The organism is Frankia sp. CeD (assembly GCF_000732115.1).
Taxonomy (GTDB): domain Bacteria; phylum Actinomycetota; class Actinomycetes; order Frankiales; family Frankiaceae; genus Frankia; species Frankia casuarinae.
Genome location: NZ_JPGU01000008.1, coordinates 107,487 through 133,637, shown reverse-complemented (window position 1 = coordinate 133,637; position 26,151 = coordinate 107,487). Strand labels below are relative to the sequence as shown.

At 72.2% G+C, this 26,151-nt stretch carries 13 protein-coding genes and 1 pseudogene (1 of these 14 cut by a window edge); 6 read left to right on the top strand and 8 right to left on the bottom strand.

The features are described 5' to 3' along the window. The 4 genes and pseudogenes from CED_RS07880 to CED_RS07865 form a co-directional block, all read right to left on the bottom strand. Positions 1-305: pseudogene (locus tag CED_RS07880) on the bottom strand (aldo/keto reductase) (it extends 742 nt beyond the left edge of the window). Positions 306-612: 307 nt separating this feature from the next. After that, positions 613-1,644, bottom strand: coding sequence for an alpha/beta fold hydrolase (locus tag CED_RS07875; RefSeq protein ID WP_084680736.1), 1,032 nt, complete (start codon positions 1,642-1,644; stop codon positions 613-615). A gap of 389 nt (positions 1,645-2,033) precedes the next feature. Continuing rightward, entirely contained in the window at positions 2,034-2,741 is a 708-nt protein-coding gene (locus tag CED_RS07870; RefSeq protein WP_023841518.1) for a hypothetical protein, read from the bottom strand. A gap of 98 nt (positions 2,742-2,839) precedes the next feature. Next, entirely contained in the window at positions 2,840-3,427 is a 588-nt protein-coding gene (locus CED_RS07865; RefSeq protein ID WP_035909547.1) for a hypothetical protein, read from the bottom strand. Positions 3,428-5,984: 2,557 nt separating this feature from the next. On the opposite strand from CED_RS07865, the gene CED_RS07850 reads away from it, so the two are divergent. From CED_RS07850 to CED_RS07825, 5 genes are all read left to right on the top strand, one after another. Further along, positions 5,985-7,355 (top strand): vWA domain-containing protein, encoded by a 1,371-nt coding sequence (locus tag CED_RS07850; protein ID WP_011437791.1) that lies wholly within the window; start codon positions 5,985-5,987, stop codon positions 7,353-7,355. Between the two features lie 17 nt (positions 7,356-7,372). Beyond that, complete coding sequence (locus CED_RS07845; RefSeq protein WP_035909543.1) at positions 7,373-9,262, top strand: FHA domain-containing protein; 1,890 nt, start codon at positions 7,373-7,375, stop codon at positions 9,260-9,262. After that, entirely contained in the window at positions 9,259-10,383 is a 1,125-nt protein-coding gene (locus tag CED_RS07840; RefSeq protein WP_152569724.1) for a hypothetical protein, read from the top strand. Before CED_RS07845 ends, CED_RS07840 begins: the two co-directional genes overlap by 4 nt. A 5,525-nt stretch (positions 10,384-15,908) precedes the next feature. Then, positions 15,909-17,264, top strand: a complete 1,356-nt coding sequence (thrS, locus tag CED_RS07830; protein ID WP_084680735.1) for a threonine--tRNA ligase — start codon at positions 15,909-15,911, stop codon at positions 17,262-17,264. Positions 17,265-17,552: 288 nt separating this feature from the next. Then, the gene (locus tag CED_RS07825) at positions 17,553-18,659 is read left to right on the top strand and encodes a Vms1/Ankzf1 family peptidyl-tRNA hydrolase (RefSeq protein ID WP_035909536.1); all 1,107 of its coding nucleotides are present in this window, start codon (positions 17,553-17,555) and stop codon (positions 18,657-18,659) included. Here CED_RS07825 and CED_RS22320 read toward each other — a convergent pair. Together CED_RS22320 and CED_RS07820 are read right to left on the bottom strand one after the other, a co-directional pair. After that, the gene (locus CED_RS22320; RefSeq protein ID WP_235186951.1) at positions 18,644-18,820 is read right to left on the bottom strand and encodes a hypothetical protein; all 177 of its coding nucleotides are present in this window, start codon (positions 18,818-18,820) and stop codon (positions 18,644-18,646) included. The two genes, CED_RS07825 and CED_RS22320, sit on opposite strands and share 16 nt — an antisense overlap. Before the next feature lie 189 nt (positions 18,821-19,009). Beyond that, a complete protein-coding gene (locus CED_RS07820; RefSeq protein ID WP_035909535.1) occupies positions 19,010-20,347 on the bottom strand; it encodes an ATP-binding protein in 1,338 nt (445 codons plus the stop codon). Positions 20,348-20,761: 414 nt separating this feature from the next. Here CED_RS07820 and CED_RS07815 point away from each other — a divergent pair, with 414 nt between their 5' ends. Continuing rightward, positions 20,762-22,276, top strand: a complete 1,515-nt coding sequence (locus CED_RS07815) for an alkaline phosphatase PhoX (RefSeq protein WP_035909533.1) — start codon at positions 20,762-20,764, stop codon at positions 22,274-22,276. Positions 22,277-22,584: 308 nt separating this feature from the next. Here CED_RS07815 and efeB read toward each other — a convergent pair whose 3' ends face one another. Together efeB and efeU are read right to left on the bottom strand one after the other, a co-directional pair. Continuing rightward, a complete protein-coding gene (gene efeB, locus CED_RS07810) occupies positions 22,585-23,853 on the bottom strand; it encodes an iron uptake transporter deferrochelatase/peroxidase subunit (protein ID WP_035909532.1) in 1,269 nt (422 codons plus the stop codon). Beyond that, a complete protein-coding gene (gene efeU / locus CED_RS07805) occupies positions 23,850-25,958 on the bottom strand; it encodes an iron uptake transporter permease EfeU (protein ID WP_035909530.1) in 2,109 nt (702 codons plus the stop codon). The genes efeB and efeU overlap by 4 nt, the downstream gene beginning before the upstream one ends. Positions 25,959-26,151: the final 193 nt, after the last annotated feature.

The window sequence follows — 26,151 nt, the reverse complement described above, 5'->3', positions numbered from 1 at the left end:
GNGNNNNTGATCCAGCGCCGCGAGCCGCCGCGGGAGTTGCGCTCGTCGCCCATGGGGCTGAAGCACTTCGTGGCAAGGACGACGTCGTCGCGGCGGGTCTTGATGGCCCGGCCGACGATCTCCTCGCTCTCACCCTGAGAGTAGATGTCGGCGGNGTCGANNNAGTTGATGCCGGCGTCGAGGGCCCGATGGATGATGCGTTCGCATTCGTCGTGGTCGGTGTTGCCGAACGCGCCGAACATCATGGCGCCGAGACACTGGGTGCTGACCTCGACGCCGGTCCGGGCGAGTTTGCGGTACTTCATGGTATGCGCGGCGTGGAAACCTCCGCGTCCACGCGGAGGAGGAAACGCCGCTCNCCCCCTTTCGCATCAGACCGGATAGAAGACGAGCCGTACTCGCCGGTGAAGATCCTGTGGAGATGGAGGGAGACCGAACCGACGGTAGTCGGTGACGCATCCGTCGGGACCTCCCGTCGGGAAAAGAAGCAGGAACCCGGCCCGCGAGGTCCGGGAATCCCCCACCTGCGGACGAGGGAGGAAGCCAGCCTCGCGCCGACCATAGCGGTGGGAGCGCACTCGAAGTCAACCGGTCGGCCGGCATGGCCCGACATCAGCGGATGAGANCGGTGGCTATTTGGTCGGCGCGGGTGAGGTGATCCTCCACGGCGGTCAGCCAGGCGATCGGGCGGCTCGCGTGTGGATTGTGGTCGGCACCGGCGATCACCGCGAGATGGGCGTCCGGCACGGATCGGGCGAGCGTCTCGGCGGCGTCACGAAGACTGAAGTCCCGTTCACCGACGATGACGGTGGTCGGGGCGCGGATCTCGCCCAACCGGTCCGTGAGGGACGGATAGCTGCTCAGGTCCCGCCAGAGCGCGACGATCGCGTTCGGATCCATCCGGCCGAGCCCCGCCACCGCGCGGTTCCGGCCGGCGTGGACGGCCGTCGCGATCGCCGCCGCCCCTGCCAGCAGGACGGACACGACCCGCTTCGTGATCCCGCCCGTGCCCGTGGCGGGAGCGGCCGCGGNGTCAGCGAGAANCAGGGACCGCACCCGTCCCGGATGGTTGAGCGTGTAGCGCAGCGCCACCACCCCGCCCATCGAGTGGCCGATCAGGTGGACGGCGGGCAGCCCGAGCACGTCGACCACCGTCGCGAGGTCCGCCACCAGCTGATCAAAGCTGTAACCCGCTCGGCCCGTCGTGGCCCAGCCACTCGCGCCATGCCCTCGCTGGTCGTAGGCGATCACACGGCGGGACGTGGCGAGCTCCGGAACCACCGCGGCCCAGTCCGCCGTGCTGCCGGCGATCCCGTGGAGCAGCAGGACCGGGATGTCGCCACCCCCGCCGCGGATCGTCGCCGGCCTGTCGTCCGACGTCATGGTCCGTGTCTCGTCCGCGATCTGTGTCCTGTCCGCGATCTGTGTCCTGTCCGTGATCCGCGTCTCGTTCGGGGCCCGTGCCTCGTTCGGGGGACGGCCGTCCGCCCGAAGGTGGCCCGGGGGCGGGGGAGCCGGTGACCAGGGAATCTCCGGCGGGGGATCGTCGAGTGGGAAACCCTCTGGCCGTAGCTCTTCGACGTGCAGTTCCAGATGTTCCGGACCCGCCGCCACCGCTACCCGCCGCTCCACCGAGATCACCATATCTCCATGGTCGCGTCTCGCGGGGTCGGCGAGCCCCCGATCGGGTGATCGGGGGCTCGCCGAGCAGGAGACAAATCTTCGGCTCATGCGATGCGCCCGGGAAATCTTGACAACGCCGAGTGGAGCCGAGGCGTCCGACGAGGAATATCCGGATCGGTAGTGACGAGTCATACGGGCGCGTCGATCGGCGGAGCACGTGGATCGGGAGAAAGCGCGGACGGGAAGAACACCGGCGTAGAGGCGCAGGCGTAGAGAGTTAGGACGCGGGCGAGGGGGAACGACCCGGCGGGGTGCGCGTTCGTCCGGCGCCGTCCCCGGGTCCGTCTGGCTCGGGTCTGTCTGACTCGGGTTCGCTCGATCGGCCAGCCGCCGTTCGATGATCGGGACGGTTAGCCGATTCCCGCGTGCATCTCGAAGTCCAGCGCACCGATGCCGACGAGCCAGTACACCCAGTCGGCGTCGCGGGTCGGGGCGACCTGCCCGCCCGGTGGTTGGTAGCCGACCCGTCTCGCCTTCTCCAGCGCGCCCGCCAACCGGTCGTTGAGCGAGGTCTGCTTGATCCCCAGCCGGTCGGCGGCGGATTTCTTGGGACGTGGATCCGGGTTACGCAGGGGCGGCCACCGTAGATGCTGTTCGAAGACCACGCGGATCGCCTCGGTCTCCTTCTCGGAGAGGCGATCGACCTCGTTGCTCTCCGTCACTCGACGATCGCGGGCAATCCGGCGGACGCCGGTCGGCTCCGGCTCGCATAACAGCAGGTAGCTGCGCTGCGGAGTGCCGCGCAGCCAGACCGCGGTCGGCCGGTCGGTCACCGACACCAGCCCGCCCTGCTCGACGGGATACGTCGGCTGTCCCCAGTTCCGGACATCGGCCTGGTTCAGGTTCGCGATTTCCACATTCCAGCCGCCGCCCGGCGCGGCGGACAGGCGGGCGGCCCGGCGGGAGAGTTTCCGGTCCGGCGGGCTGGCGGACAGATGCCGGTGCGACGCGGCATCGTCGCAGACGTCGTCCGGGGCGGCACCGACGCACAGCTGGTCGGAACGGCGCAGCCGCTGGTCGAATTCGACCCGATCGTCGACGAGGAACCGCAGCCGCATGGCGAGCGAGTGTAACGGTATCCTTCCGCAGGGTCGTTCCGGCCCCTCCGGTCGTTGCTTCCCCGGCGATCTCGTCCGTGCCCGGATACCGGCGTGGGTCAGGCGTCGCTGCCGTCGACCCCGCGCACCGCCCGTGCGTGAATCTGAAACTCTTCGAGGTCGGAGCCGATGAGACGACCGAGAACCCGGATCACATCGGAGCGTTCGATTGCCACCGGGCGCCACAGGATCGCGGATTGGGCTTCGCGCAGACCGGCCTCCCGTGGGAAGGCGAGCAGGCGTCCGCAAACCCAGCTGAGCCGACGTACCTGAGTGGTAATCGGGAAGGCCAGGATGACGCCGTTCTCCGCCCGCACCGCGACCACCGGGCGCCGCTTGTAGCCGGCACAGTCCGAGAAGTCGACGCGGGCATCGAGGACCGTCGCGGGTCCCAGCGACGTCCACGGAACCGGCCGCAGGTGCTTGAGGGAATTCCCGCTCGGTCGCGGCTTGCCCATCGTAGTCGATGCCGATCGGGGATGTCCGTCCGGTCCGGACGCGTAGCGGGCGAGGTAATCCGGCAGCGGCTGATCGCGCCGAGTGCGTCGGCGGGCCTGCCGGGCCCGGTCACGGGCAAGTTTCTGCAGTGGGTTGCTCCGCCTGGCCGGGACCTGACGCTGAGCGCGGCGGGAGTTGAACTCGGACACGGTGCCTCCGGAAGGTAGTGGGCCGTTGCCACCGACCGTCGCAGATGCCGCCGATGACGACCAGACCGATAGATGTCGGTTATGGCTGTCCTTTACCTGACGAGGCCGAGCGATACCGTCATATCGCGCGGACAGGCATACTGCAGATCTTTCGCGATCTTGCGGGAGGAAGGGGGGACCGTCGTGCACGTCGCCGTTGCCACGACCATGGACGCTGATCATCTGGATGATTCGGACGGTAGCGTCGGGATGTCCGCATCCCACGCCCCGGCAGATGTGATCGGGAAGCACCGTTGACCGGCCCGGACGGACCTGTGGTTTCGCCAGGCGACCCGGTTCCGGCGGTGATCACAGGGGTCGTGGGCGGGGACTCCTCCGATGTCCCGGGCGGTGTCCTGGACGGCCCGCGCGCCAGCGATGGTGGCGTCGCCGGGATCGATCCTTTCGGGGCGGTGACCGGTTCACCCGGAGCGCAGGAGGCGAACGAGCTCGGAGGCCCGGACGCGCCGGCGGCCGGGCAGGACGACAGCGACGAGCTGGAAGACCCCACCGGACCCGACGACCCGGGCGGATCCGGTGGTCTGGCCGGGTCGTCGGGTCCGGATGCACTTGAGGGTGCCGAGCTGCTCGGCGAAGCCGAAGAGTTGGACGTGCCAGACGTGCCAGACGTGCCAGACGCGCCAGACGCGCTGGACGCGCTGGACGCGCTGGACGAGGCGGAGGACCCGGGTCCGTTCGACGTGACCGCCGAGTCGGTGGAGCCCGGTGACTCGGATCAGCCGTTCCCGTTCGACGACGCACGTCCTGACGACGCCGTTCCTGACGACGCCGTTCCTGACGACGCGGTTCCCGAGGACGTCGGTCTCGACGACCCTGCCGGTCTTGACGACCCTGCCGGTCTCGACGACACACGTCCTGAAGACGCCGTTCCCGACCCTGCCGGTCTTGACGACCCTGCCGGTCTCGACGAGGTCGACTTCGACGAGTTCGACGCCGCCGCGGACGCGGGGGCCGGCGCGGTCTCCTTACGCCATGCCCCACCCCGCGTCGCCCTGCCCACGGCGAGCGCCGGACTGATCATGCCGGTGCGGGTCGAGCTGAGCTGGCCGGAACTTCCGGGACTGCCGCTGGTTGATCTGCTCGACAGCCATTCCGCCGATGCTCCCGCGATCTCCGCGGCCGCACTGCTGCGCGCCTTCGTCGAGATCGGCCGCAGCCTCGAACCGTTCCATCNGCAGGGCGTGGGGCTTCTCGCGCCGTGGAGCTTCAGGTGGACCGGGCAGAGCCTCACTCTGGCCGTCTGCGATCTGCTGGACGCGGGCAGGCACGACCCCGTCGACCCCTGGTTCGTCACTCCGGCGGGGGAGCGTGGTCCCGCCCGTGACCTTCGCCTGTTCGCCGTGGTGCTGTTCAAGGCGCTGACCGGCGAGTGGAGCAACCGGGACGCCTCGATGCTGGCGATGGCCGGGCTTGCCGCCGGCGAGTGGCCGCCCGGCGCCGACGCCGCGCTGCGGGCCTGCCTACATCCCGAGCATGGTCGCCGGGCGACCGGAGCCGGTGCGCTGGCGTCGAGGATCGCACCCTTCGTCTTCCCCGCGCGCAACGAGCGGCTGACGACCGTCGTCGCGTGCGAGAGCGTGACGGGCTGGCGCAAGGCGGGCGGCAACCCGGAAGGCGACAACGAGGACGCGGTCGGCTGGGCGAAGGTCGAGGACCCGTCGGACGGCACGACCACCGCCTGCGCGGTGCTCGACGGCATTACCGGTCCCGGTGACGGTTCGGGACGGTGGGCGGCGCGGGCGCTGCTCGCGGCATTCCGTCGGCGGTGGAAGGACGGCGAGACCGAACCGGAGCGGCTGCTGCTGGACGTCGCGCTGCCGCCGCCGCCCGCGCCGCTGAGCCGCCGGGCCGCCGCGGTGGCGGTGCTCGCCTCGATCTCCCGCGGTCGCGCCGACATCGCGACCGTCGGGGACTGCCGTGCCTACCTGCTGCGCCGCTGCGGCGACGGCTTCGTGGCCACCCGGCTGTCCAGCGAGCACAGCGTGGTCGCCGAGGCGATCGTCGCCGGCCAGGCTCCCACACCCGAGGAGCGCGGCATCGTGACCGAGAGCGTCCGGACGGCGCAGCGCGGCGCGACCGCGGTGGCGACCAGAAGGGTGCAGCTCGCCGACGGCGACCTGCTGATCCTCGCCACCGACGGGGCGTGCGAGGCGGGCGTCGACACCGCCGAGGACATTCCGGGCGTGGCCGACTGGAGGTTCTGCGACGTGCTGGAGGACCTCGCCTCGGTCGCCCGCACCCCCGCCGAACTGGCCTCGTTGCTCTGCCGTCGGGCGGAGGACCTCGGTGGGCACGACAACGCCACCGTCGCGGTGATCGCGATCCGCTCCGCCCGGGAGAAGGTGGTCGCCACCCGGACCAGACCGCGCCAGCGGGCGATGCTCACCGGCGTCGGCGAGTCCCGCGGCACCGGCACGCGCATTCACGGGGAGCCGCGCATTCACGGGGAGCCGCGCATTCACGGGGAGCCGCGCATTCACGGGGAGAAAGGAAACTGATGAACGACAGGGACCGGCTCGGCGTCGAGGGCCGGATGGACCGGGGTGTCACGAAGCCGGGTGGGGTGCTCCGGCTGACGATCAGCGTGGCCGATCCGCCGCGGGGCCGGCGGGAGGTGGCGGTCGCCGTCGCGGTCGACGCATCCCTGTCGATGCTGCATCCGGCGGCGCCGGACGCGGTCAGCAAGTGGGAGCTCGCGCAGCGGGTTCTGGAACGCGTGCACGGCCTGCTGCCCGACGGCTGCCCGCTCGTGCTGGTGCGCTTCGCCCGCGAGGCGCGAGTGATCAGCGCCGGACGTCGGCCCGACCGCCTGCCGGCCGTTGACGGCCCCACGAACAGCGACGCGGACTCCTACACCAACATCGGCGACGCGCTCGCCGTCGCCGGGCGGGAGCTGCTCGCGCAGGCGCCGGACGCGGACGTCTACCGGGTCCTGCTCATCACCGACGGTGAGGCCAACATCGGCCGCTGGCAGCCCGAGCAGCTCGCCCACATCGTCGCCGGGCTCGGCGACCAGGGCATCGGGACGGACGCGCTGGGCATCGGCGTCGACGCCCGGGACGAGGTGCTCGCCGAGATGGTCGGGGTGTGCGGCCAGACGCAGCACGTCTGGGCGGCGGCCGAGGACGTCGACCGGATCGACGCGATCGTCTCGTCGCTGATCGAACCGGTGGTCGGCGCGGCCGCGGGGCGCGGTGAGCTGCGGGTCCTGATCCGACCCGGCTGGACGGTGGAGGCGCTGCGGCGGATCAAACCGCAGCGTCACCTCATGAAGGTGCCGCCACCGACCTCGCGCGGCACCGAGCTGCGGCTGCCGCTACCCGCCGTGAGCACCGGCGAGGACCGTCCGGTCTTCCTGCTCCGGTTGCGCGCTCCGGACACACCGCTCGGCGCGCACACGATTCTTCAGGCCCGCGGCGGGGTGGTCGCCGGTGGACGGCGGCTGGCTGTGGACAGCCGGGCCGACCCGCACGCCGCGCAGCGCTTCCGGGCCACCGTCGAGGCGGATGTCTTCCCGGACGCGGAATCCTCCCTCGAACACGAGGAGAGCATCGCGGAGTTCGACGAGGAGATTGCGAAGCGGGCCAGCTTCGCCCATTCCCGGGAGAGCGTCACCGAGCTGTTCCGGAACGCGGCGCTGTGGGCGGCGGACCGCGGATTCGACGATCTGGCCGACCACTACAACGCGACGCTACGGGCCCTCGGCCAGGGTGTCGCGCCGGCCGACGCGGTGTCGGGAGCCCGGGTCCGGGCGACCCGCACCAGGACCCGGACCCGTGATCTCGTCGAGGCGGACCCCGTGTCCGGCCGGCAACACGGCGGGGCGGCGTCCCGTCGGCGTCTCGACGACGTCCTCGGCAACAGCTGACAATCGGTAGGAGTCCCATGTCCTCGACGACGGTGCTGTTCGACGTCAGTAACATCACCCGGGACGGTTCGCCGGGCAGCTTCGCGCAGATCGGTCTCGGCTGCGCGCACGGCGCACGCTGCCCGCGCCGGTGCGGCGTGNCCGCGCGGNTGTTCGCCGNGGAGGCCGCCGCCCGCCGTGCCTTCGGCGCCGACGCGACCTTTCGCTATGTGGCCGACAACAGCCTGCGCGGCCTGCTTGACGACCTCGCTCCGCTGCAGCGGTACTACCGTGACGGCGCTCTGGCCTGGGCGGCCGAGGCCGACGACATCCTGCTGGAGGAGGCGAGGGCCGTCGGGGGGAAGGTCGTCAGCAAGGACAACTTCTACGGCAAACGCAACATCGACGCCCACGCGTGGATCCAGGGCGACGCCTCGACCTTCTTCGGATGGAAGGTGCTACCCGCCGCCCCGGCGGGCGAGAACGTGAAACTGGTCCGCCGGGCGATGAACCGGATCGACACCGTCACCTGGGAGCGGGCCGCGCGGCAGGACGAGGTGAAGGCGTCGGGCCTGCGGGGGCGACCGGAGGTCGTCGCCGCTGCCCGCGCCAACGCCTATCGCTGCGTGACCCCCGACTGCGTGAACGCCCGGCTGGGGCCGCTCGTGTCGCCACCGATGCGCGTGGCGGGGCGCGGCCAGGGCGCCCGGCTGGTCTGTCCGCTGTGTCGACGCCCGGTCCAGGAGATCGAGACGGATACTGGGCAGGCGGTCGGGGACGCCTCGGGCGCGGCGTCGCCTGTGCCCTCGGCGTCGCCCATGCCCCCCGCGCCGCGGGACGCGCCGGCCCCCCGGGGAGCGACCGAGCCCCTGGACCTGGATGCCCCGGACCGGCAGGCGGGCCATGGCGAACCCGGGGAGGGAAGTCGCAGGACCCTGGCGGACGCGCTCGGGGACGCGCTCGCGGACGACGCCACGATCTTCGANGCTCCCGCCTACATCCCGCCCTCGGGCACCGTGGGGGCGCCGACCATCGTCGGCCTGCCCGTGCCGTCCGGCGCCGGGTGGGATGCCAGGGTGGTGGCGGGTCCGGTCGTGCTGAGGATCGAGGGNGGCGGCACCCATCGTCTCGTGACGTTGGAGGTGGGCACCACGGTCGTCCTTGGGCGCCATCCCGACCACAACCTCGGCTCGGAGCAGCTCGTCGACGTCACGGCCGGGCTCGGTAGCAGTTACGACTACATCAGCACCCGGCACGTGGAGATCACCCTCACGGCTGCCGGCACGGCGATGGTGGTCGACCGCTCCCACAACGGCACCAGTCTGGGCGACGACCGGCTGGTGCGTGACCTGCCCCGGGAGTGGCGTTTCGACGTCCCGCTCCACCTGGCCGGGTCGCTCGTGCGGGTCGGCCGGGTCAACGCGGCTGGGACGGCTGGGGCGGCCGAGGCAACCAGGGCGGCCGAGGCAACCAGGGCGGCCGGGCGGCCGGGCGGAACAGGCTGGCGGCTGACCGTCCGGCGCGGCGACGGCTCGTCGTTCGACACCCCGAACGTGGGACCCGGTGAACGCATTGTGCTGGGACGGCAACCGAACGCCGTGCAGCGGACGGCGGACGACCTGATCGTCGTCGACGTCTGCGACCGGCTGCAGATCGACGCCGCCGGCCGGGTCTCGCGGCGCCATCTGATGGTCGGCAACGAGCGCGACGGGACGGTGACGCTCACCGACCTGTCGACGAACGGCTCGTGGGTGGGTGCCCGGCGGCTGACGCCGGGCGTCGCCGAGAGGTGGGACGGCGAGGAGCCGGTCTGGCTGGTCCGCGACGTCGTGGGTCTGGAAGTGCATGTGACGGGACCCTGGCCGGCCGGCGGGGTGCTCGGGAACGGCGGACCTGGCGGCGGTGGGGTACCCGGAGGNGGCCGGTGAGTACGGTCGCCTCTGATTTGGAGATCGTCGAACGGTTGCGTTACGGGGCGTCCTTCGCGTCGGTGCCGCGCACCTGGGGCCGTGGCCGGTACCGCTGCGTGCGTCATCTCGCCGAGGGCGGCCAAGGTTACGTCGAGCTCGCCCGGGACGAGTGGAGCAACGCCCTGGTCGTCGTCAAGGGCGCATGGTGGGGCGGCCGCGACCACGACATCAATCCCGAGTACGCCAGGACCCAGTACGAGAAGCGCTCGATCGACGTCGAGGACGCGGTCGCCGTGCAGGCGGCGCTCGGCGAGATCACCCACGGGGTGCCGGCCCTGGTGGACGTCGTCTACGGGCCCTCGCCGACCCGGCACGACCATAACGCGCTCGTGACCGGGGGCAACGAGCGGGAGGTCGAGCGGTACAACCGTGAGGCGTTCATCGTCATGCAGTTCATCGGTGACATCGGGCAGATGGTGCCCACCACGCTTGACTCCCGGGTCACCGAGTCCGGCCCGCTCAGCGCCCGCCAGGTCGTTGAGCTGGCCGACCAGATCAGCGCCACGCTGGAGGCGATGCACACGATCCGACCGCAGCGGCTCTACCAGCACGAGGAACGGATCAGGGGGTACTGGGTCCACGGCGACGTCAAGCCGGAGAACATCCTCGTCGCTGGTGACCCACCCCGGTACTCGCTCGTCGACCTGTCGACGGCGGCGATCGTCGAGCCGTCGGCCAAGGTCATGCCCACCACCGCGACCCCGGGCTACGCCCNGCCGGGAGCCGAGCCGCTCAGCCCGCAGTACGACCTGCACTGCCTGGCGGCCACCCTGCTGTTCGCGCTGACCGGTGACCGCCCGGATGACTGGCTCGGCGGGGCGACCGAGGCCAGGTCGGCCGCGGACGCCGCCGGTTCCCGGGCTGATGCCGAGGCGCGGGACGAGAAGCTGCGGCAGCTGCGGGGTGAGCTCGCGGCCCGTCGCGTGCACCCCATGCTGATCCGCTTGATCNCCGACTGCCTGCCCGCCGATCCGCGTTTCCGGCTCGGCACCGCCACCGTGCTACGCGCGGAGATCGCCGCGGTGCGTACCGCGCTGGTCGCCCGCGAGGTCCTGTCGGATGAGGAGCCGCAACCGTGAGCTGGTGGAACCGGAGCGCGTGGGGGAGCCAGCCCGACGGCGAATCGAAGTCGAACCCGGGGGCGGCCCCGGACCGCGGAGCGGGCTCGAACGGCAGGGCCTTCCAGGGCGGTCGGACGGGATCGACCGGCGCGGCGTCTTCGGGTGGTGGCGGGTATTCGGGGAGCGCGGCGTCTTCGGGTGGTGGCGGGTACCCGGGCGGCACCGCGGGCCCCGCCGGCGCGGACGACTTCGACGACTTCGACGACTTCGCGGACCCCGAGCCGCTCCCCGCCGGACCCGCCGGCGCGGACGACTTCGACGACTTCGACGACTTCGCGGACCCCGAGCCGCTCCCCGCCGGACCCGCCGACGGTGCCGCGCAGGCGCAGCGGGGACACCGCCCGGCGCGGACCGCAGGCGCGCGGTCCGCGCCGGGCGCGCCGCCGGCGGAAGTGGCGGAAGTGGCGGAAGTGGCGGACCAGCGTCCGGCGGTCGTGGGCCGCAGCGGCCGGACCTGGCGGGAGATGCCCCGGCGGATCCGCGGCGCCGGGGCCGACTGCCGGGTACGCCTGGTCAGCCTCGCCGGGCTGGGCTTCGGCGCCCTGCGTACGGCCGGCGCGGGCGGCCCGTCGACGCTACGGGTCGGCATGGAGCTGCTCTCGCTCGGCAACCCGCTGACCCCCCTGCTGCTCGACATCGTCGACGGCCCCGACGGGGTGCCCACGGGCTACGAGGCGCCCACGGGTTACATCACGAGCTGGGCGGCCGGCCCGCTCACCGACCCGCTCGAGCGGCAACGCGGCGACGACAGCATGGCCGCGCAGCTCGCGAACGGCGAGTTCGTTGCCCCCGCGGACGTCATGGACATGCTCGCCCCGCTCGGCGCGCTGCTCGACGACGCCGCGACCCAGCTCGGCGTCGTTCCCGTCGAACTCAGCCCGGATCATCTCGTGCACTGCCGGGGATCGCTGCGGCTGGTCGGGTATGGCCGCCACGGGTACGCGCCGGCCCGGGGGGTGATCCCGCCCGCGTCCGAACGTAGCCAGGACACGGTGGAACTGCTCGGCGACGACGTCCCGGCACCGGACGCCCCGCTGGAGGAGTGGCGGGCGGCGCAGGCCCGATCGCTGGCCCGGCTGATCGGGTGGTTGTCCACCGGCCGCCGACCGACCGCCTACGGCGCGGTGACGGGCGGGTCGCGGGCGACGCGCGAGCAGGCGGTGGACCGGTACCTGCGGGGCTGCGGGATCGACGCCCGGGTTGCCGACCTGCAGCCCGGCCGGCTCCGGGAGGAGCTCACGACGCTGGCCGCCGCGGCGCGGCGCGCGAAGATCACCGAAGATCTCGCCGCCTCCGACGTCATCATCGCCTACCATCACGACACCGCGGCCCGTGGCGGGTTCGGCGACCGCAACCCCCNCTTCGAGCGGGGCCTGGTCGGCGGGACGTACCTGGGCACGGTCGACCGGGTCGACCCCCGGTTCGTCGTGATGAAGCTCAGGTACGGCGTCCGGGTGTTCGTGCCGCGCTCCGGCACCGGGTTCGACGTCGATCTCACCACCGTCCTGCAGGCCGGTGAGCAGCGCCCGGTGACGGTGCGCCGTTTCGACGAGACGCTCACCCCGCGTGGCGATCCCAAGGGCCTGCGGGGAGTGTTCGCGCCGACGGGGACGGAGGTCATGACAGCCGAGCGCCGGGTCAACCCGGAGCCGGTGCGCCTCGCGGCGAGCCTACAGTCCGGGCGGGCGGCGGTCGGCGTGGCCGCCTTCGAGGCCGCGGACCTGTCCAGCCCGCTGGCCGGCCTGCTCGGCGGTTCCGGCTGGCTGCTCTGCCCGCCCGACGACCTCGCCCGGACCCTGGTTGCGCTGCGACGCCTGCGGTCCGCGCATCGGGCACCGGACGGCGCGGTGCCCGATCCGGCCCGGATCATCGCCTTCGGTGTCGACCCGGCGGCTCTGACCGAACCGAAGGTTCTGGCGAGCGCCGGCCAGCCGGTGGAGTTCGCGCTGCCGCTGCTCGACGAGGACGGCCAAGCCCACGCTCCGCGCGCCTGGCGGGACCTGCCGCTGGTCGATGACGTCTCGTTGCAGGGGCTGCGCAGGCGCATCGGAGCGACGGCGGGGCAGAGCGCGGCCCGGCGGCTGTTCGCCGCGGCCTTCGCGCACCTGCTGGTGAACCCGGACGAGAGTGCCCTCGCGGCCGACACCGGCAGCCCGCAACGCGGTGGGCGTAGCGCAGTCATGACGATGCTGCAGGAGATCGGTCGGGCGTTCGCCGGGCGGCCGGACCTGATTGTCACGGTCACCGCGGAGCTCGCCGAGCAGCAGAGCGTCCTGGCGGCCCGGGACAGCGCGAAGATGCTCGACGAGCTCGCGGCGGTCCTGCGGCCGCTGCCGGCCGAGCGCCGGATCGTCATCGACGTGATGCGGCTGGTCAGGCGGGAGCGGATCCGGCCGGAGACCCGCCGGATGCTGCTCGCCGAGACGCTGCCCGCGATCGGTGTCCTCACCGGTTGCTGGGGTGACGTCTGGCAGATCACCGCGGTCGGCCTGACCGAGCTGACCGAGGCCCTCGAACGGGTGGCCGCGACCGGGCAGGTGCTGGCCCGGGCACCCCGACTTGACCGCGACGCGGTCGTCTCGCTCGCGGTCGCCGGCGCGGCGCCGGCGGTGGTGCGGTGCGCGCCGCTGCTGCCCGTCGATCTGATCCGGGAACTCACGGAACGTGCCCGGGTGACGCCCGAGGTGCTGCGGGGGGGAACCAGCCCGGTGAGTGGGCGGCCCGGCAGCGGCATCGTCCACCGGATCGAGCTGCTCGCGCGGGCCGGCGCCGATGCGGTGCCCGGACTCACCGAGGACGAGGTCCGCCGGTTCGTGCTCGACGGCGGTGTGGACGGCGGTGTGGACGGCGGCGTGGACGGCGGCGTGGACGGCGGCGTGGAGGGCGGCGTGGAGGAGGGCGCGACTGCCTCCGCCGAGGACGTGTCGGCCCCGGTCGCGGACCCGCGGGCCGCATTCGCCGACACCCTGGTCGTCGCCCGTGACCCGGACTGGATACCGGACTGGTGCGCGGCCCTCGCGGCCGCCGGCGGGCTGGCTGCCGACGAGGTGCGGGACCGGGCGATCGAGGAGAACCTCCTGGCCGGACCGGGTCCGGTGCCGCCGTCGCGGTGGGACCCCGACATCGCCAGGTGCCTTGCCGAACGGTGGGAGACGACGAGCCTGGCCGAGCTGATCGAGCTCGGGCGGGTGCTGGCCGCGGGTGACCTGCTCTGGATCCGCTCGGTGGCCGTCACGGTCGGGGTGTCCGTGTCGGAGGTGGTCGACGCGGCACTCGCCCAGCGCCTGCTCGGCCAGGCGCGGCCACCGTCACCATCCGACTGGTCCCATGCGGACGTCGCCTCCTACCTCACCGAACGGTGGACCGCGGTGCCGTTGGTGGCGTTGCTCGACGTGGCCCGGGACCTGACGCGGTCGAGTGTCGGCTGGCTGCGCGCGGTGGCCGACGCCGCCGCGGTCCCGGTTTCCAGCGCGATCGACCGGGCCGTCGCGGAGGGCGTCCTTGGCGAGGCCTCGCCGACGGACGCGGCGCTGCCGCCGCTGATCGCCGGTTACGTCGCCGCACGCTGGGACGAACGGTCGCTGCGGGACATCATGGCGACGGTCCGGGTCCTGGTGGACGGCGACCTGGAGTGGCTGCGCTCCTTCGGCGCCGCGCTCGGCGCGAATCCGGGCGACCTCGTCGACGAGGCCGTCACGGCGGGCCTGCACCAGGCCGACCCNCCNCCCGATCCCGTCTGGTGGGCCGATCCGCGCGTCGTCGCGTTCGCGCGATCCCGGTGGGGCGTCCTGCCGCTCGACACCCTGCTGAAGATCGTCCGATGCCTCGCCGTCGAGGACATCGTCTGGACCACGCAGTTCGCCGAGCTTGTCGCGGCGGACCCGTCGACGGTGATTGAGACCGCCTTCCAGGAGAACCTGCTCGGCAGGCCGGGCATGTCGGCGTGGGCGGTGGCCCTGTTAGACGACGACGTCGTCGGGCTGTACCTGTCCCGGCGTTGGGGCATCCATCCGCTCGCCGAGACCCTGAACAGGGCCAGCCTGATCGGGGCGGCGCGCGACTGGCTGGTCCGGCTCGCCCGGATGTCCGGACAGGACGTGGCCGACGTGCTCGACACCGCGATCGCGGAGGGCGTCCTGCGCCGCGGGGCGCCCTCCGCGCCCCCCTCGCTGGAGGGTGTCTCCGCGCCCTATCTGGCCGCCCACTGGGGCACGATGCCGCTGCCCCGGCTGCTCGTCGAAGCGGCGCGCGCGGCCCGGGGCGAGTCGGACCCCACGGGACCCCTCACCACCGGTCCGGCGGGGCCGGCCACCACGGGTTCATCCGGTTCATCCGGTTCGTCCGGTCGGGTTGCCGGTTCGTCCGCGTCCTTCGCGGCGGAGGTCGCGTCGCTGGTCGCGCTCGACCCGGCTACCGTCGCCGCGACCTGCGGTGCCCGCCTGGTGCGGGTGGCCGCCGCGCTGCACGGGGCGCCGCGCCTGGTGTCGGCGCTGGGCGCGTTGGACCCGCCCGCCCGGGCCTGGTTGTTGGCGGTCGCCGACCTGCTGCCCGCGGGCGCGGCCGAGGTGGATCTGGCCGTCGCCGCCACCACGGACGACCCGGTCGCCGTGGTCGGCCTGGCTCTGGAGCACGGCATATCGGTGACCGAGGCCGCTGCCGCGGCCGCGTGTCTCGGCCGGGTACCCGAGGCCGACCGGCCGGTGCTCGCGCCGCTCGGGGGGCTGCTCGCCCGGATACCCGTGGCCGTGCTGGCGACACTCGCCTCGCTCGACCTGGAACCCGCGGTGCGCCGGGCCCTGGCCGACGTCGAACAGGCACATCCGGGCGCCGTGGACGTGGTCGCGCGGCACGGGGCGTCGGCGGCGACCATTGTCACCGGGCCCCGGTCGCAGGCGATGATCTCGCTGCTGCAGCGGATCGAGCCGACACCGGGACTCGTGCCGTGGATCCTGACCGCGGGTCCCGAGGCGGCGGTCGCGGTCGCCACGGCCGGTCCCGGTGTCATCGACGTCGCCGCCCGGGCCGCCGACGCCTGGCGGCGCGGCGACGTCACCGGCCCACTCGCCGCAATCAAGGCCGCCTGGGAGGCGACCGGCCCGACGGACCGGGTCTGGCCCGTCCCGGCCGCGGGCGTCAGCCGCCGGGGTGACAACCTCATCCGGCTGGCCATCACCGTCTATCCCCTCGCGGCGCGGGGACGTTCGGCCAGTGAGATCCTGAGCATCCTCGCGCGCTGACCCGCGGCCACCCCGCCCGCTACCCGCCCGCCCACCCCGCTGTCACGCATGCCGCCGTCACGCACGCCGCCGTCACCGCTGTCGTCATTGTCACCGCGGCGGGGGCGGCACTGCTAACCTGGACGACATGCAGCGCGCTGGCCTGACGACGACGCCGGAGAGTGTCCCGGCGCGCTGACAGCCGTTCTTCTGTCGAAGCCCCGGGGTGGATGCCCCGGGGCTTCGCCTTGTGGTCACCCGCCCTACCTGCCGCGAGGTGAGGAGACCACGGTGTACGACCACCGCAAGCTCGGTCGCGAGCTGGAACTTTTCGATACCGACCCGCTGATCGGGTCGGGTCTGCCGTACTGGCTGCCCGCCGGTGCCGTCGTACGGCACACCCTGGAGGAGTACATCCGTGGCGTGGAGCGTCGGGCCGGTTACCGGCACGTGTACTCGCCCGTGCTGGGCAAGCGGGAGCTGTACGAGATCTCCGGCCACTGGTCCCATTACCGGGACGACATGTTTCCGCCGATGGATCTCAGCGGGGAGCGGCTTGGCGGGGAGCGGCTTGGCGGGGAGCGGCTTGGCGGGGAGCGGCTTGGCGGGGAGCGGCTTGGCGGGGAGCGGCTTGGCGGGGAGCAGATGGTGCTGCGGCCGAGCCTCTGCCCGCACCACGCGTTGATCTACCGCTCCCGCGCGCACAGCTACCGCGATCTCCCACTCCGGATGGCCGAACTGGGTGGCATGTACCGCTCCGAACTGTCGGGGGTACTGGGCGGGCTGACCCGGGTGCGGGCGATCCAGCTGAACGACGCGCACATCTTCTGCGCTCCGGAGCAGGTCGCCGACGAGGCGCGCGCGGCGCTGGAGCTGATCCGCGAGGCCTACGGCGCGTTGGGTGTCAGCCCGGCCCGCTACCGGCTCTCCCTGCCGGGGCCGGGCGGGAAGTACGTCGGCGACCCCGGCATGTGGCGGCGGTCCGCCGCCCTGCTGACCGAGGTCCTCGACGCCGCGGGGGTGGCCTACGAGGCCGTGGAGGGGGAGGCGGCCTTCTACGGCCCGAAGATCGACGTTCAGATCGTCGACAGTGCCGGCCGTGAAGCCACCCTGTCCACCGTGCAGATCGACTTCCATCAGCCAGAACGGTTCGATCTGCGCTACGCGGGCCCGGACGGCGCGATGCGCCGGCCGGTCATGGTCCACCGCAGCGTTATCGGCAGCGTGGAGCGGGCCGTGGCCCACCTCATCGAGTCGCACGGCGGTGCCTTTCCACCATGGCTTGCGCCCGTGCAGCTGGTGGCCCTTCCGATCTCCGACGCCGAGGTACCCCACGCCCTCGCGCTGGTCCGGCAGGCGGCCGACCGGGGACTGCGGGCCGAGGCCGCCGGTCCGCAGCGCGGCACCCTGGGCGCGCGGGTCCGGGCCGCTCGTCTGGTGCCCTACCAGGCGATCATCGGTGCCCGGGAGGCAGCCGACGAGCGGGTCTCCCTGCGGTTGCGGGACGGGCGCCGCCTAGAGGCCCGGCCCGCCGCGGAAGTCCTGGCCGGCATCGACCTCCTGACAAGCGCGCACAGCACTGATCTATGGACCGATCCCCGGGGACAGGCCGGGGGCAGGTAGGGAATTCGGCGTTTGCCGACGATGTTTGCCGACGATGTTTGCCGACGATGCCGATCATTGAGGCCGGCGAAGAGTCGAACTCGAGCCGATTCGGACCGTCAGCAGCAATATATACCGGCCGCGCCCGGATGAAGTCCTGGCGGGTGGCCGACGGTCCGTCGCGCCGATGATGGGTATGGCTGGGAGCAACCGAAGAGGCCGGACCGAAGAGCCGGTCGGTGCCCATCCTGGACCCTGGAGGATCGGCTCGCCGACCGGCGGGAGCGGNGAACAGGAGGNCGCGGNGCCGTGATCCCAGATGAGGAGATCAACGAGTTGTTCGCCGTCCCGAGCCCGTGCGCGACGCTGTACCTGGGCCTGTCCGATCAGATGGACGGGATTGCGGCGGATCGGGCGGTCCGGTGGCGGCGCCTGCGCGACAGCCTGGCCGCCGACGGGGCGGATGGCGCGACGCTGGGCGCGTTGGACGAGGTTGTGGCGTCCCTCGGCCCGCAGAACGCCGCTCTCGCGGCGTGCGCCGCGGATGGCAGGGTGGTCTGGTGTCATCGGCTGCGACGGAAGGTGGCGGACCGGGCCGTCTGGGGCTCGCTGCCCTGCACGTTGCCGATGCTTGCCTACCGGCAGAGCAGCGTGCCCTGTGTGGTCGTGCTCACCGACCGGACGGGCGCCGACCTGCGGGTGGCCGGGGACGGACTGCGGTTCGCCGGTGAGGTCGTCGGCTCCGACGACGAGATCGAGCGCAATGCCCCCGGCGGCTGGTCGCAGCGCCGCTACCAGGATCGTGCCGAGGACTCGTGGGATCACAACGCCGCGCAGGTCGCCGAGGCGGTGACCGAGCTGACCGAGCGGGTGGACGCCGCGCTGGTGGTTCTCGCGGGAGACGTCCGGGCCGTGCAGCTGCTGCGCAAGCATCTGCCGCCCCGGGTGACCCCGCTGGTCCACCAGCTCGAACACGGGGGACGTCACCCCGGGCGGAGCGACCGGTTCCATTCCCAGGAGGTGCGGGAGCTGGTCGAGGCCGAGGTTCGCGACCGGACCCGCGCCGTGCTCGACCGCTTCGCCGAGGACCGCGCACACGGCCGGGCGGTCGACGGGGTGCCCGCGACGTTCGCCGCGCTCGTCCGCGCTCAGGTGGGCACGCTGCTCGTCGTCGACGACCCCGGCGACGACCGGGCCGCCTGGTACGGGCCGGAGCCCGGGGACGTCGCCACCGAGCCGGGCGCGCTGGCCCGGCTGGCCCGCCGGGCCGGGTCACCACCGACCACCGGCCGGTTGGCGGATCTGGCCGTGCGGGCCGCTTGGGGCACCGGCGCGGCCGTGCGGGTCCTGCCCGCCGATCTGCCCGGCGCACCGACCGACGGTCTCGGTGCCCTGCTGCGCTACCCGTCCCCGTGACCTGTGTCGAGCGCGTCGATGAACTGCAAAGACGACGGGGTGGCGACCACCCGCACGTCCCAGCCGGCGGACCGCACCTGCCTGACGAAGGCGGGAAGGTCCCCGGCGGGGTACCCGCCACCGCAGGCGACTACGTAGAGATTGCGATTTCCGTCGGTCATGGCGAAACCTCATTGTGGTTGGGTTGGAAGATCGCTGCGGTTTTCGTTTCGTCGAGAACTCTCCCGTGTCGCGCCTCGTCATCGGGGCAGGAAATACTTTTCTATATCGAAAAATCAAAAGTTATCAACACCCGGATCCGGGTGCGAGGCGGATCCGGGTGCGGGTCGTCCCTGCAGGGGCGGGGCAGGTCAGATCCGGGTGAAGGCCTCCGCGTCACGACGGAAGCGGTCCAGCTCGGTAAGACTGATCGTCGGCCGGGCCAGCCGGGCGGCGTCCAGCAGGTCCTGTGTGCTCAACGGGGTCNCCGTCGGGCCGTGGCCGCCCCCGCCGCTTTCCGCTCCCGCCCCGGTGCCGACCTTCACCCCGTCGGCGGCCCGGTGGAAGGCGGCGGCAGCGGAGCGCTGCACGACCGCCGAGAGATCGGCCGGCGTGAACAGGTCGGTGGCCGCGACGACGGCGTCCAGATCGATGTCCTCCTTGTTTGCGACCCGGTCGAGCAGCCCATCGAGCAGCACCCGGCGCCCCTTGGCGTCCGGCGGTCCGACGGGGAGGACGAGATCGAACCGGCCGGGCCGGATGAACGCGGGATCCAGCGCCGAGACCGCGTTGGTCGCGCAGATCAGCAGCCGGCCCTGCACCCCGCGGAACTGCGGGATCGCCTTGAGCAGTTCGTTGACGACGGACTGGTTCTCCGGTCGGGTCTCCCGCGACTGGGCGATCTCGTCGACCTCGTCGATGAACACGACGACCCGCTCGACCCCCATGAGGTCGTTGATCGCTGACCGCAGCTCGGCGGCGAGCCCACTGCCGCCGGAGGCCAGCCGTGAGGGCAGCAGCTCGACGAACGGCCATNCCAGCCGGGCGGCGACCGCCCGGGCGAAGGACGTCTTACCGGTGCCGGGCGGCCCGAACAGCAGCATCGCCGTCGGGATGACGACTCCGTACGCCTCGGCGAGCTCCCGTTCCCGAACCGGCAGCAGCAGCCGCTTCTCGATGAGCGCGCGCTCCTCCTCCATCCCGGCGAGGTTGGACCACTCGGAGGCGCTCAGCAGCGCGCCGCCCCACCGCTCGACGGTGGAGACGTCCGCCGGGCGCAGGGGAATCTGCTTGTCATAGAGTACCTGCCCGGTAGCGGTGAAGCCGCGGTTGAGGAACGCCTCCTCACCCGGCTGCCCGGGGGTGATCAGCGTGGTGATCCGCCGGCAGCCGGCGTGCAGGAGCAGGTTTTCCACGCTCTGCAACAGGCTGGAACCAATGCCGTGGTGACGCCAGGCGGGCGCGATGGCGACCGTGAGCACCCGGCCTTGGCCGCCCTCCTTGCGCCCGACCGCGGCACCGACGAGATGCTCGCCCGCGACGGCGACCACCGCGGGGGACTCGGTCTCCGGGAGTTCGTGCCGCAGCGCCAGCACGGTGTCGGTGAGGTTGATGGGCGGGCCGCCCGGGGTGCTCCTCACTTCCTCCAGCAGGCGTACTGTCGCCGCGTAGTCGACGGTCTCGTAGGGACGGATGTGCCAGATGGGCACGCTGGCTCCTTCAAGTCGGTCACCGACGGATCGTCGACTCGACAATGCCCTTCTGCTCCGCCCCGATCAGCAGGGACTGACGAAGCTTTCTGACGGGACCTTGGGACCGCCACCCCCGGCCGAAGGCAATCTCCGTGCCTGTATGTGCCCTCCCTGGGCGGGGCAGCCCCTACTCCTCCAGCCTTGCCGGCAGCTGTTCGACGAGTGACGCGAAATCACCGGCGCTGAGAATCAGGTTGAGCATAAGGCGGGTTCCCCCGCCGGGAATACAGGGTGGCAGGGGCCGATGCGGTGTCGGTCGAGGCGCGGTCGCGGCCGGTGGACCGTTCGCTCATCACAAGGCCACGATGCGGCCGTGACACGTTGGCCTCTCCGTAAAGGGGCGGTAACATCACGTTCCTAGGGTTGCGCGTCATGAGCGAGTTGACACGACGTAATCTGTTCCGGCACGGCACGGCGGCGGGGGCCGTGGTGGTCCTGTCCGCCGAAGCGTTCAACCTGCTGGCGGCGAGCCCGGTGGGCGCGGCGACGGGAGGCTACGGGCCGCTGGTGGCCGACCCGGCCGGCAAGCTCGATCTTCCCGCCGGCTTCCATTACAAGGTGATCGCGAAGGCCGGTACCTGGGGTCAGGCGCCCTACAACGAGCCGTTTGACCGGCTCGACGATCCGGGTAGCCCGCCGTACCCGACCAAGTTCGACGGCACCGGCTCGTTTCCTGGGACGCAGGGCGGGACGATTCTGGTGCAGAACCACGAGCAGGACGCGGTGAACCCGGGCGCGCAGTTCACGCCGGTGGTGCCCAAGACCACCGGGGCCGCGGTGTACGACGGGTCGGCCACGAACGCGTTCGGTGGCACCACGAACATCGTGCTGGACGTCAACGCGAACGTGCAGCGTCGCTACGTGAGCCTGGCCGGCACGATCCGCAACTGCGCCGGCGGGGTCACCCCCTGGGGTGCGTGGCTGACGTGCGAGGAAACAGAGTCGATCATCAGTGGTGGCAAGCGGCACGGCTATGTCTTCGAGGTCGACTCGCTGGGCCGCCGCACCACCGGGGCGCCGTTGACGGCGCTGGGCCGCTTCGCGCATGAGGCGGTCGCGGTCGATCCCAAGACCAACTTCGCCTACCTCACCGAGGACGCGAGCGGCCCGAACGGCCTGCTCTACCGGTTCCGCCCGACCCGGGCGACGGGCCAGTTCGGTGACTACGCGGCGGGCGGCTGCCTGGAGGCGCTGCAGGCCTGGACCGCGGCCGGCAACCCGATCGACGACCTTTCCCAGATCACCAAGGTCGGCACCAGCCTGACAGTGAAGTGGGTGCCGGTGCCTGCTCCCGACCCGGACGGGACCGACGCCTCGCCCTCGATCCGCAAGCAGTTCGCCTACCCGGGCCGCCCCGCCACCCTGGCGGCGGCCAGCCCCGACCGGGTGACCCGGTCGAAGAAGTTCGAGGGCGCCTTCTGGGCCCGGGACGCGGCCTGGATCAACGCCAGCTATGCCAAGAAGGCCGACCTGCCCGCCTCCGTCAGCTACCCCGCGCTGCCCCCCACCGTCCACGATGGCCAGGTGTGGAAGTACCAGCCCGCCGCCGAAACCCTGACTCTCGTCGCGCTGCTGCCGTCCCACGAGGCCGCGGACGACTACGACACGCCCGGAGTCTTCGACGGGCCCGACAACCTGTGCATCACCCCGCATGGTGGGGCGTTGTTGTGTGAGGACGGCGACGGGCTCAACTACGTGGTCGGCCTCGACCGCCAGGGCAGCCCCTTCGCCTTCGCCCAGAACAAGATCCTGTTCCAGGATGGTGCCGACAAGATCTACCGGGAGTTCGTCGGCTCCTGCTTCTCCACCAACGGCCGTTACCTGTTCGTCGCCACCCAGGACCCGGGCATCGCCTACGCCGTCACCGGCCCCTGGCACACCGTCTGATCTCACCCGAGGCCTGATCTCACCCGCGGCGGCCCGGCCGTCCGTCCCCAGGCGCGGTCGGCCAGGTCTCGCGGTCGGCCAGGTCTCGCGGTCGGCCAGGTCTCGCGGTCGGCCAGGTCTCGCGGTCGGCCAGGTCTCGCGGTCGGCCAGGTCTCGCGGTCGGCCAGGTCTCGCGGTCGGCCAGGTCTCGCGGTCGGCCAGGTCTCGCGGTCAATGGCCCGGGCAGGCGGGGGCCGGGCAAGGGGCAAGGCGGTGCCAATCGAGGTGATCACGCACCGCCGGGCCGCGGCCCATAGCAGCGACGGCGCTCAGGCCAGCAGCGACCGGCCCAGGTGGTCGCTCGCGTCCCGGACACCGGGGAGCACGAAGAAGTAGCCGCCACCGGTCGGGCTGATGTAGTCGACGAGCGGCTCGTCGATGAGCCGGGTCTGCGTCGCCTCGAACTGCCGGATGATGTCCTGCTGGTAGCAGCAGAAGACCAGGCCCATGTCGAGGTTGCCGTTGCTGTCTGTTCCCCGGTCGTAGTTGAAGCCGCGGCGCAGGATGCGGGAGTTGTCGGTGGCCGCGGTGCGCGGGTTGGCGAGCCGGATGTGCGCGGTGAGCGGGATGGCCGTGCCCTTGGGGTCGCGGGCGTAGTTGGGAATGTCGGTCTCCGCGGTGCCGTCCAGCGGTGCCCCGGTGTCCCGTCGCCGGCCGATCATCGTTTCCTGCTCGTTGAGGGAAACCCGGTCCCAGAATTCCACCAGCATCCGGATGATGCGGACGACCTGGTAGGAGCCGCCGGTGGTCCAGCGCGGCTCGCCCGCACCGTCCACCCAGACCAGCCGGTCCATGTCGGCGGCGCTGGTCACATCGGGGTTGACGATGCCGTCCTTGAAACCGAGCAGGTTTCGCTGCGCGCCGGCTGGCCGGGGCTGGCTGTGGAAGCCGTCGATCCGCCACCGCAGTTGCATGCCGCCGCGGGTGTGCCGGGCGATGTCGCGCAGCGCGTGCAACACCGTGTCCCGGCTGTTCGCACACAGCTGCAGGCTGAGATCGCCGTGGCAGTCGGCGGGGTTCAGGTTGTCGTTCGGGAAGGTACGCATCGGCGCCAGCCGCCGGGGACGCCGGTCGGCCAGGCCGAACCGGCCGTCGAACAGGGAGGCGCCGACCCCGACCGTGACGGTGAGCGCGTCCGGGGGCACGGTCGGCCCGAGGACCCCGCTGTCCGACGGTGGGGCGACGGTGCCCAGGTCGGCCGGAGCACCGCCGGCGGTGAGGAACCGGGCCCGGGCGGTGATCGTCTTGAACAGGTCGGTGAGCGCGGCCCGGTCGTCGGCGATGACGTCGAAGGACGCGAACATGGCCGCGGCCGGCTGCGGGGTGAGGATCCCGGCCTGATGCACGCCGTGGAAGGGAACCACCTCGTCGGAGCTTCCGCTGGCGGCCGCGGCGGCCGGCGCGGCGGNNNNGAGCACCGCAGCGCCGGTTCCGGCCGCGACGGTGGTGGCGCTGCCCGCGGCCGCGGCGCCCGCGGCGAAGGCTCCGGCGAGGAAGGAGCGGCGTCCCATCCGCCCGCCGTCGGACCCGGGGCTCATCCGGTACTCCTGATCTCGAGGATGTCGGGGATCGGCGCGAGGGTCTCCAGCAGCGCGCCCAGGCTGCCGTTCAGCTTCTGCCGGTCGGCGAGTGGCAGCCGTCCCGGCGGGATCCAGGTGCCGTGTGGGTTGCCGNCCCGCCGCACCAGCGCGCCGAAGGCGCCCAACTGCTGGCGGGCCGCGGTCAGCGCGGCGGGCGACCGGGTCTGCAGCACCGGCGCGATCACGGTGAGCAGTTCCCGGGTGCCGTCCACGTTTGCGCTCGCGGTCGCCAGAGCCGTGCCGCTGCCCTGATCGGCGGCGCCGGTGAGCTGGAACTGCAGCGTGTTCTCCAGCACTTCGTGGGTGCGCAGGGCCAGGTCGTTCGGATCGAATTCCTGGGTGGGGAATGCCGCCCGCAGCCCCGCTACGTCGCTGGACAACCCGACCGCCGACGCGGCCAGCGAGGCGGCCGACTCACCGTGCCACAGCCCGTACTCGATCCGGTAGAAGCCGGTGAAGTCTGGGTCGTGCACTCCGCCGGGCAGCCCGGCAGGCAGTCCGTTGATCTTGGAGTCGAAGTCCCCGAAGGTGCCGTAGGCGGCGCCCAGGCGCTCGTAGTCGAGGTGGGCGGGCAGCCAGTCCCGGCGGGCCGCGTCCAGGTCGCCGTGTTCCACGTCCGCGCGCAGCGTGTCGACGCTGCCCTGCAACGTCACCAGGCCGACGGTGACGAAGGCGCGGTAGCCGCGCAGCGGGCCGCTCATGGTCTCTGCCGTCACGGGGAGGATGGAGGCGGCCCCGCTGGCCGCGCCCGCCACCCGTTGACTCGCGGACAGCAGCCGCTTACCGCCGTCCGGCAGGCATTCCCAGGCATAGGTNCCCCCGCCGATGGTGGCCGACAGGGTTCGGGTGGTTCCGGGCGCCAGCAGTTCGATCTCCGCATGGATGGCACCGGTCGCCGGGTCGATGAGGCGGACCTCCGCCGTTTGGGCGCTGCTGTTGTGGACGGTGAACGTCTGCCTGCCCGACCGGGGCGCCGCCCAGCCTGCCGCGCAGGAGCCGCCGGTCACCTCGATCGTCCCGCCGCTGCCGCCGCTGGACGACGGGCCGAGCGCGAGGATCGTGGCGCCGGCGGCGAGGGCCGGCACCGCGACGATGGCGGCCGGCAGCGCCCACCGCGGCAGCCGGTGGCCAGCCGACGCCCCTGTCGGGGCCGGCGGGGGCGTCAGGGGCGTCGGGGCCGGCGTGCGATCGGAACTCTTGGCGGCGGGGACGGCGGCCGGTTCTCCTGGCTGTGCTGGCTGTGCTGGTTGGGGGGCGCGGGTGCCGCGGACGAACAGGGCCAGTACCACCACCAGGTAGGCCAGGTAGCCGGTGACCTGCAGCGCCGTCATCCGCGGAGTGATGTTGAAGACGCCCTCGACGAGCCTGGCGTACCAGGAACTCGGGTCGAAGGTGGTCCGCAGGTCGAACAGGACCGTGTCGAAGCCGGGGAGGGCACCGGCCTCCTGGAGGTCGCGCAGACCGTACCCGGCGACACCCGACGCGACGACGATGAGCCCGATGCCGGTGAACGTGAAGAACTTGGTCAGGTTGATCTTCACGGCGCGGTAGTACATCCCCACGCACAGCCCGGCGGCGATGAGGAGCCCGGCCGCGGCGCCGATCAACGGACCGGCCGACTCGCTGGCGCCGCGGGTGGTCGTCCAGATGAACAGGGAGGTCTCCACNCCCTCCCGGGCCACCGCCAGGAAAGCGGTCAGGATCAGCACGCCGGGCCCGAGTGCCAGCGCGGCGGTGACCTTGCCCTTGANCTCGCCGGACAGGGCGCGGGCCGACCGCCGCATCCAGAAGATCATAACGGTGACGAAACCGACCGCTACGAGGCTGAGGCTCCCGCTGAACACCTCCTGCGCCGCCGTGGACATGGACGCGGCGGCAAATGTCAGCACGGCGCCGAAGCTCGCCGACAGGGCGATGGCGGCGAGCACGCCCGTCCACACCAGCGGCAGGCGGGAGCGTTCGTCGGCGCGGACGAGCGTCGCGACCAGGATCGAGACGATCAAGCCTGCCTCGAGGCCCTCGCGCAGCCCGATGAGCAGGTTCGGGAGCACATCACCCCACACGTCCGATTCCTTTCGGTCCGCCGCGTAGCCGGCTTCACGGAACGTACCAGAGACGGAGGTTAGCCTAACCNGCTTTAGGTGAACCTTACTTAGGATTATGGATCAGTAACTGGCAACCGGCGGGGTGGGCATGATCGTCGGGATCGGTTGTGCTCGCCTGGGTAGAAGCTCACTGCGGGTGGCTCTGTCCGCA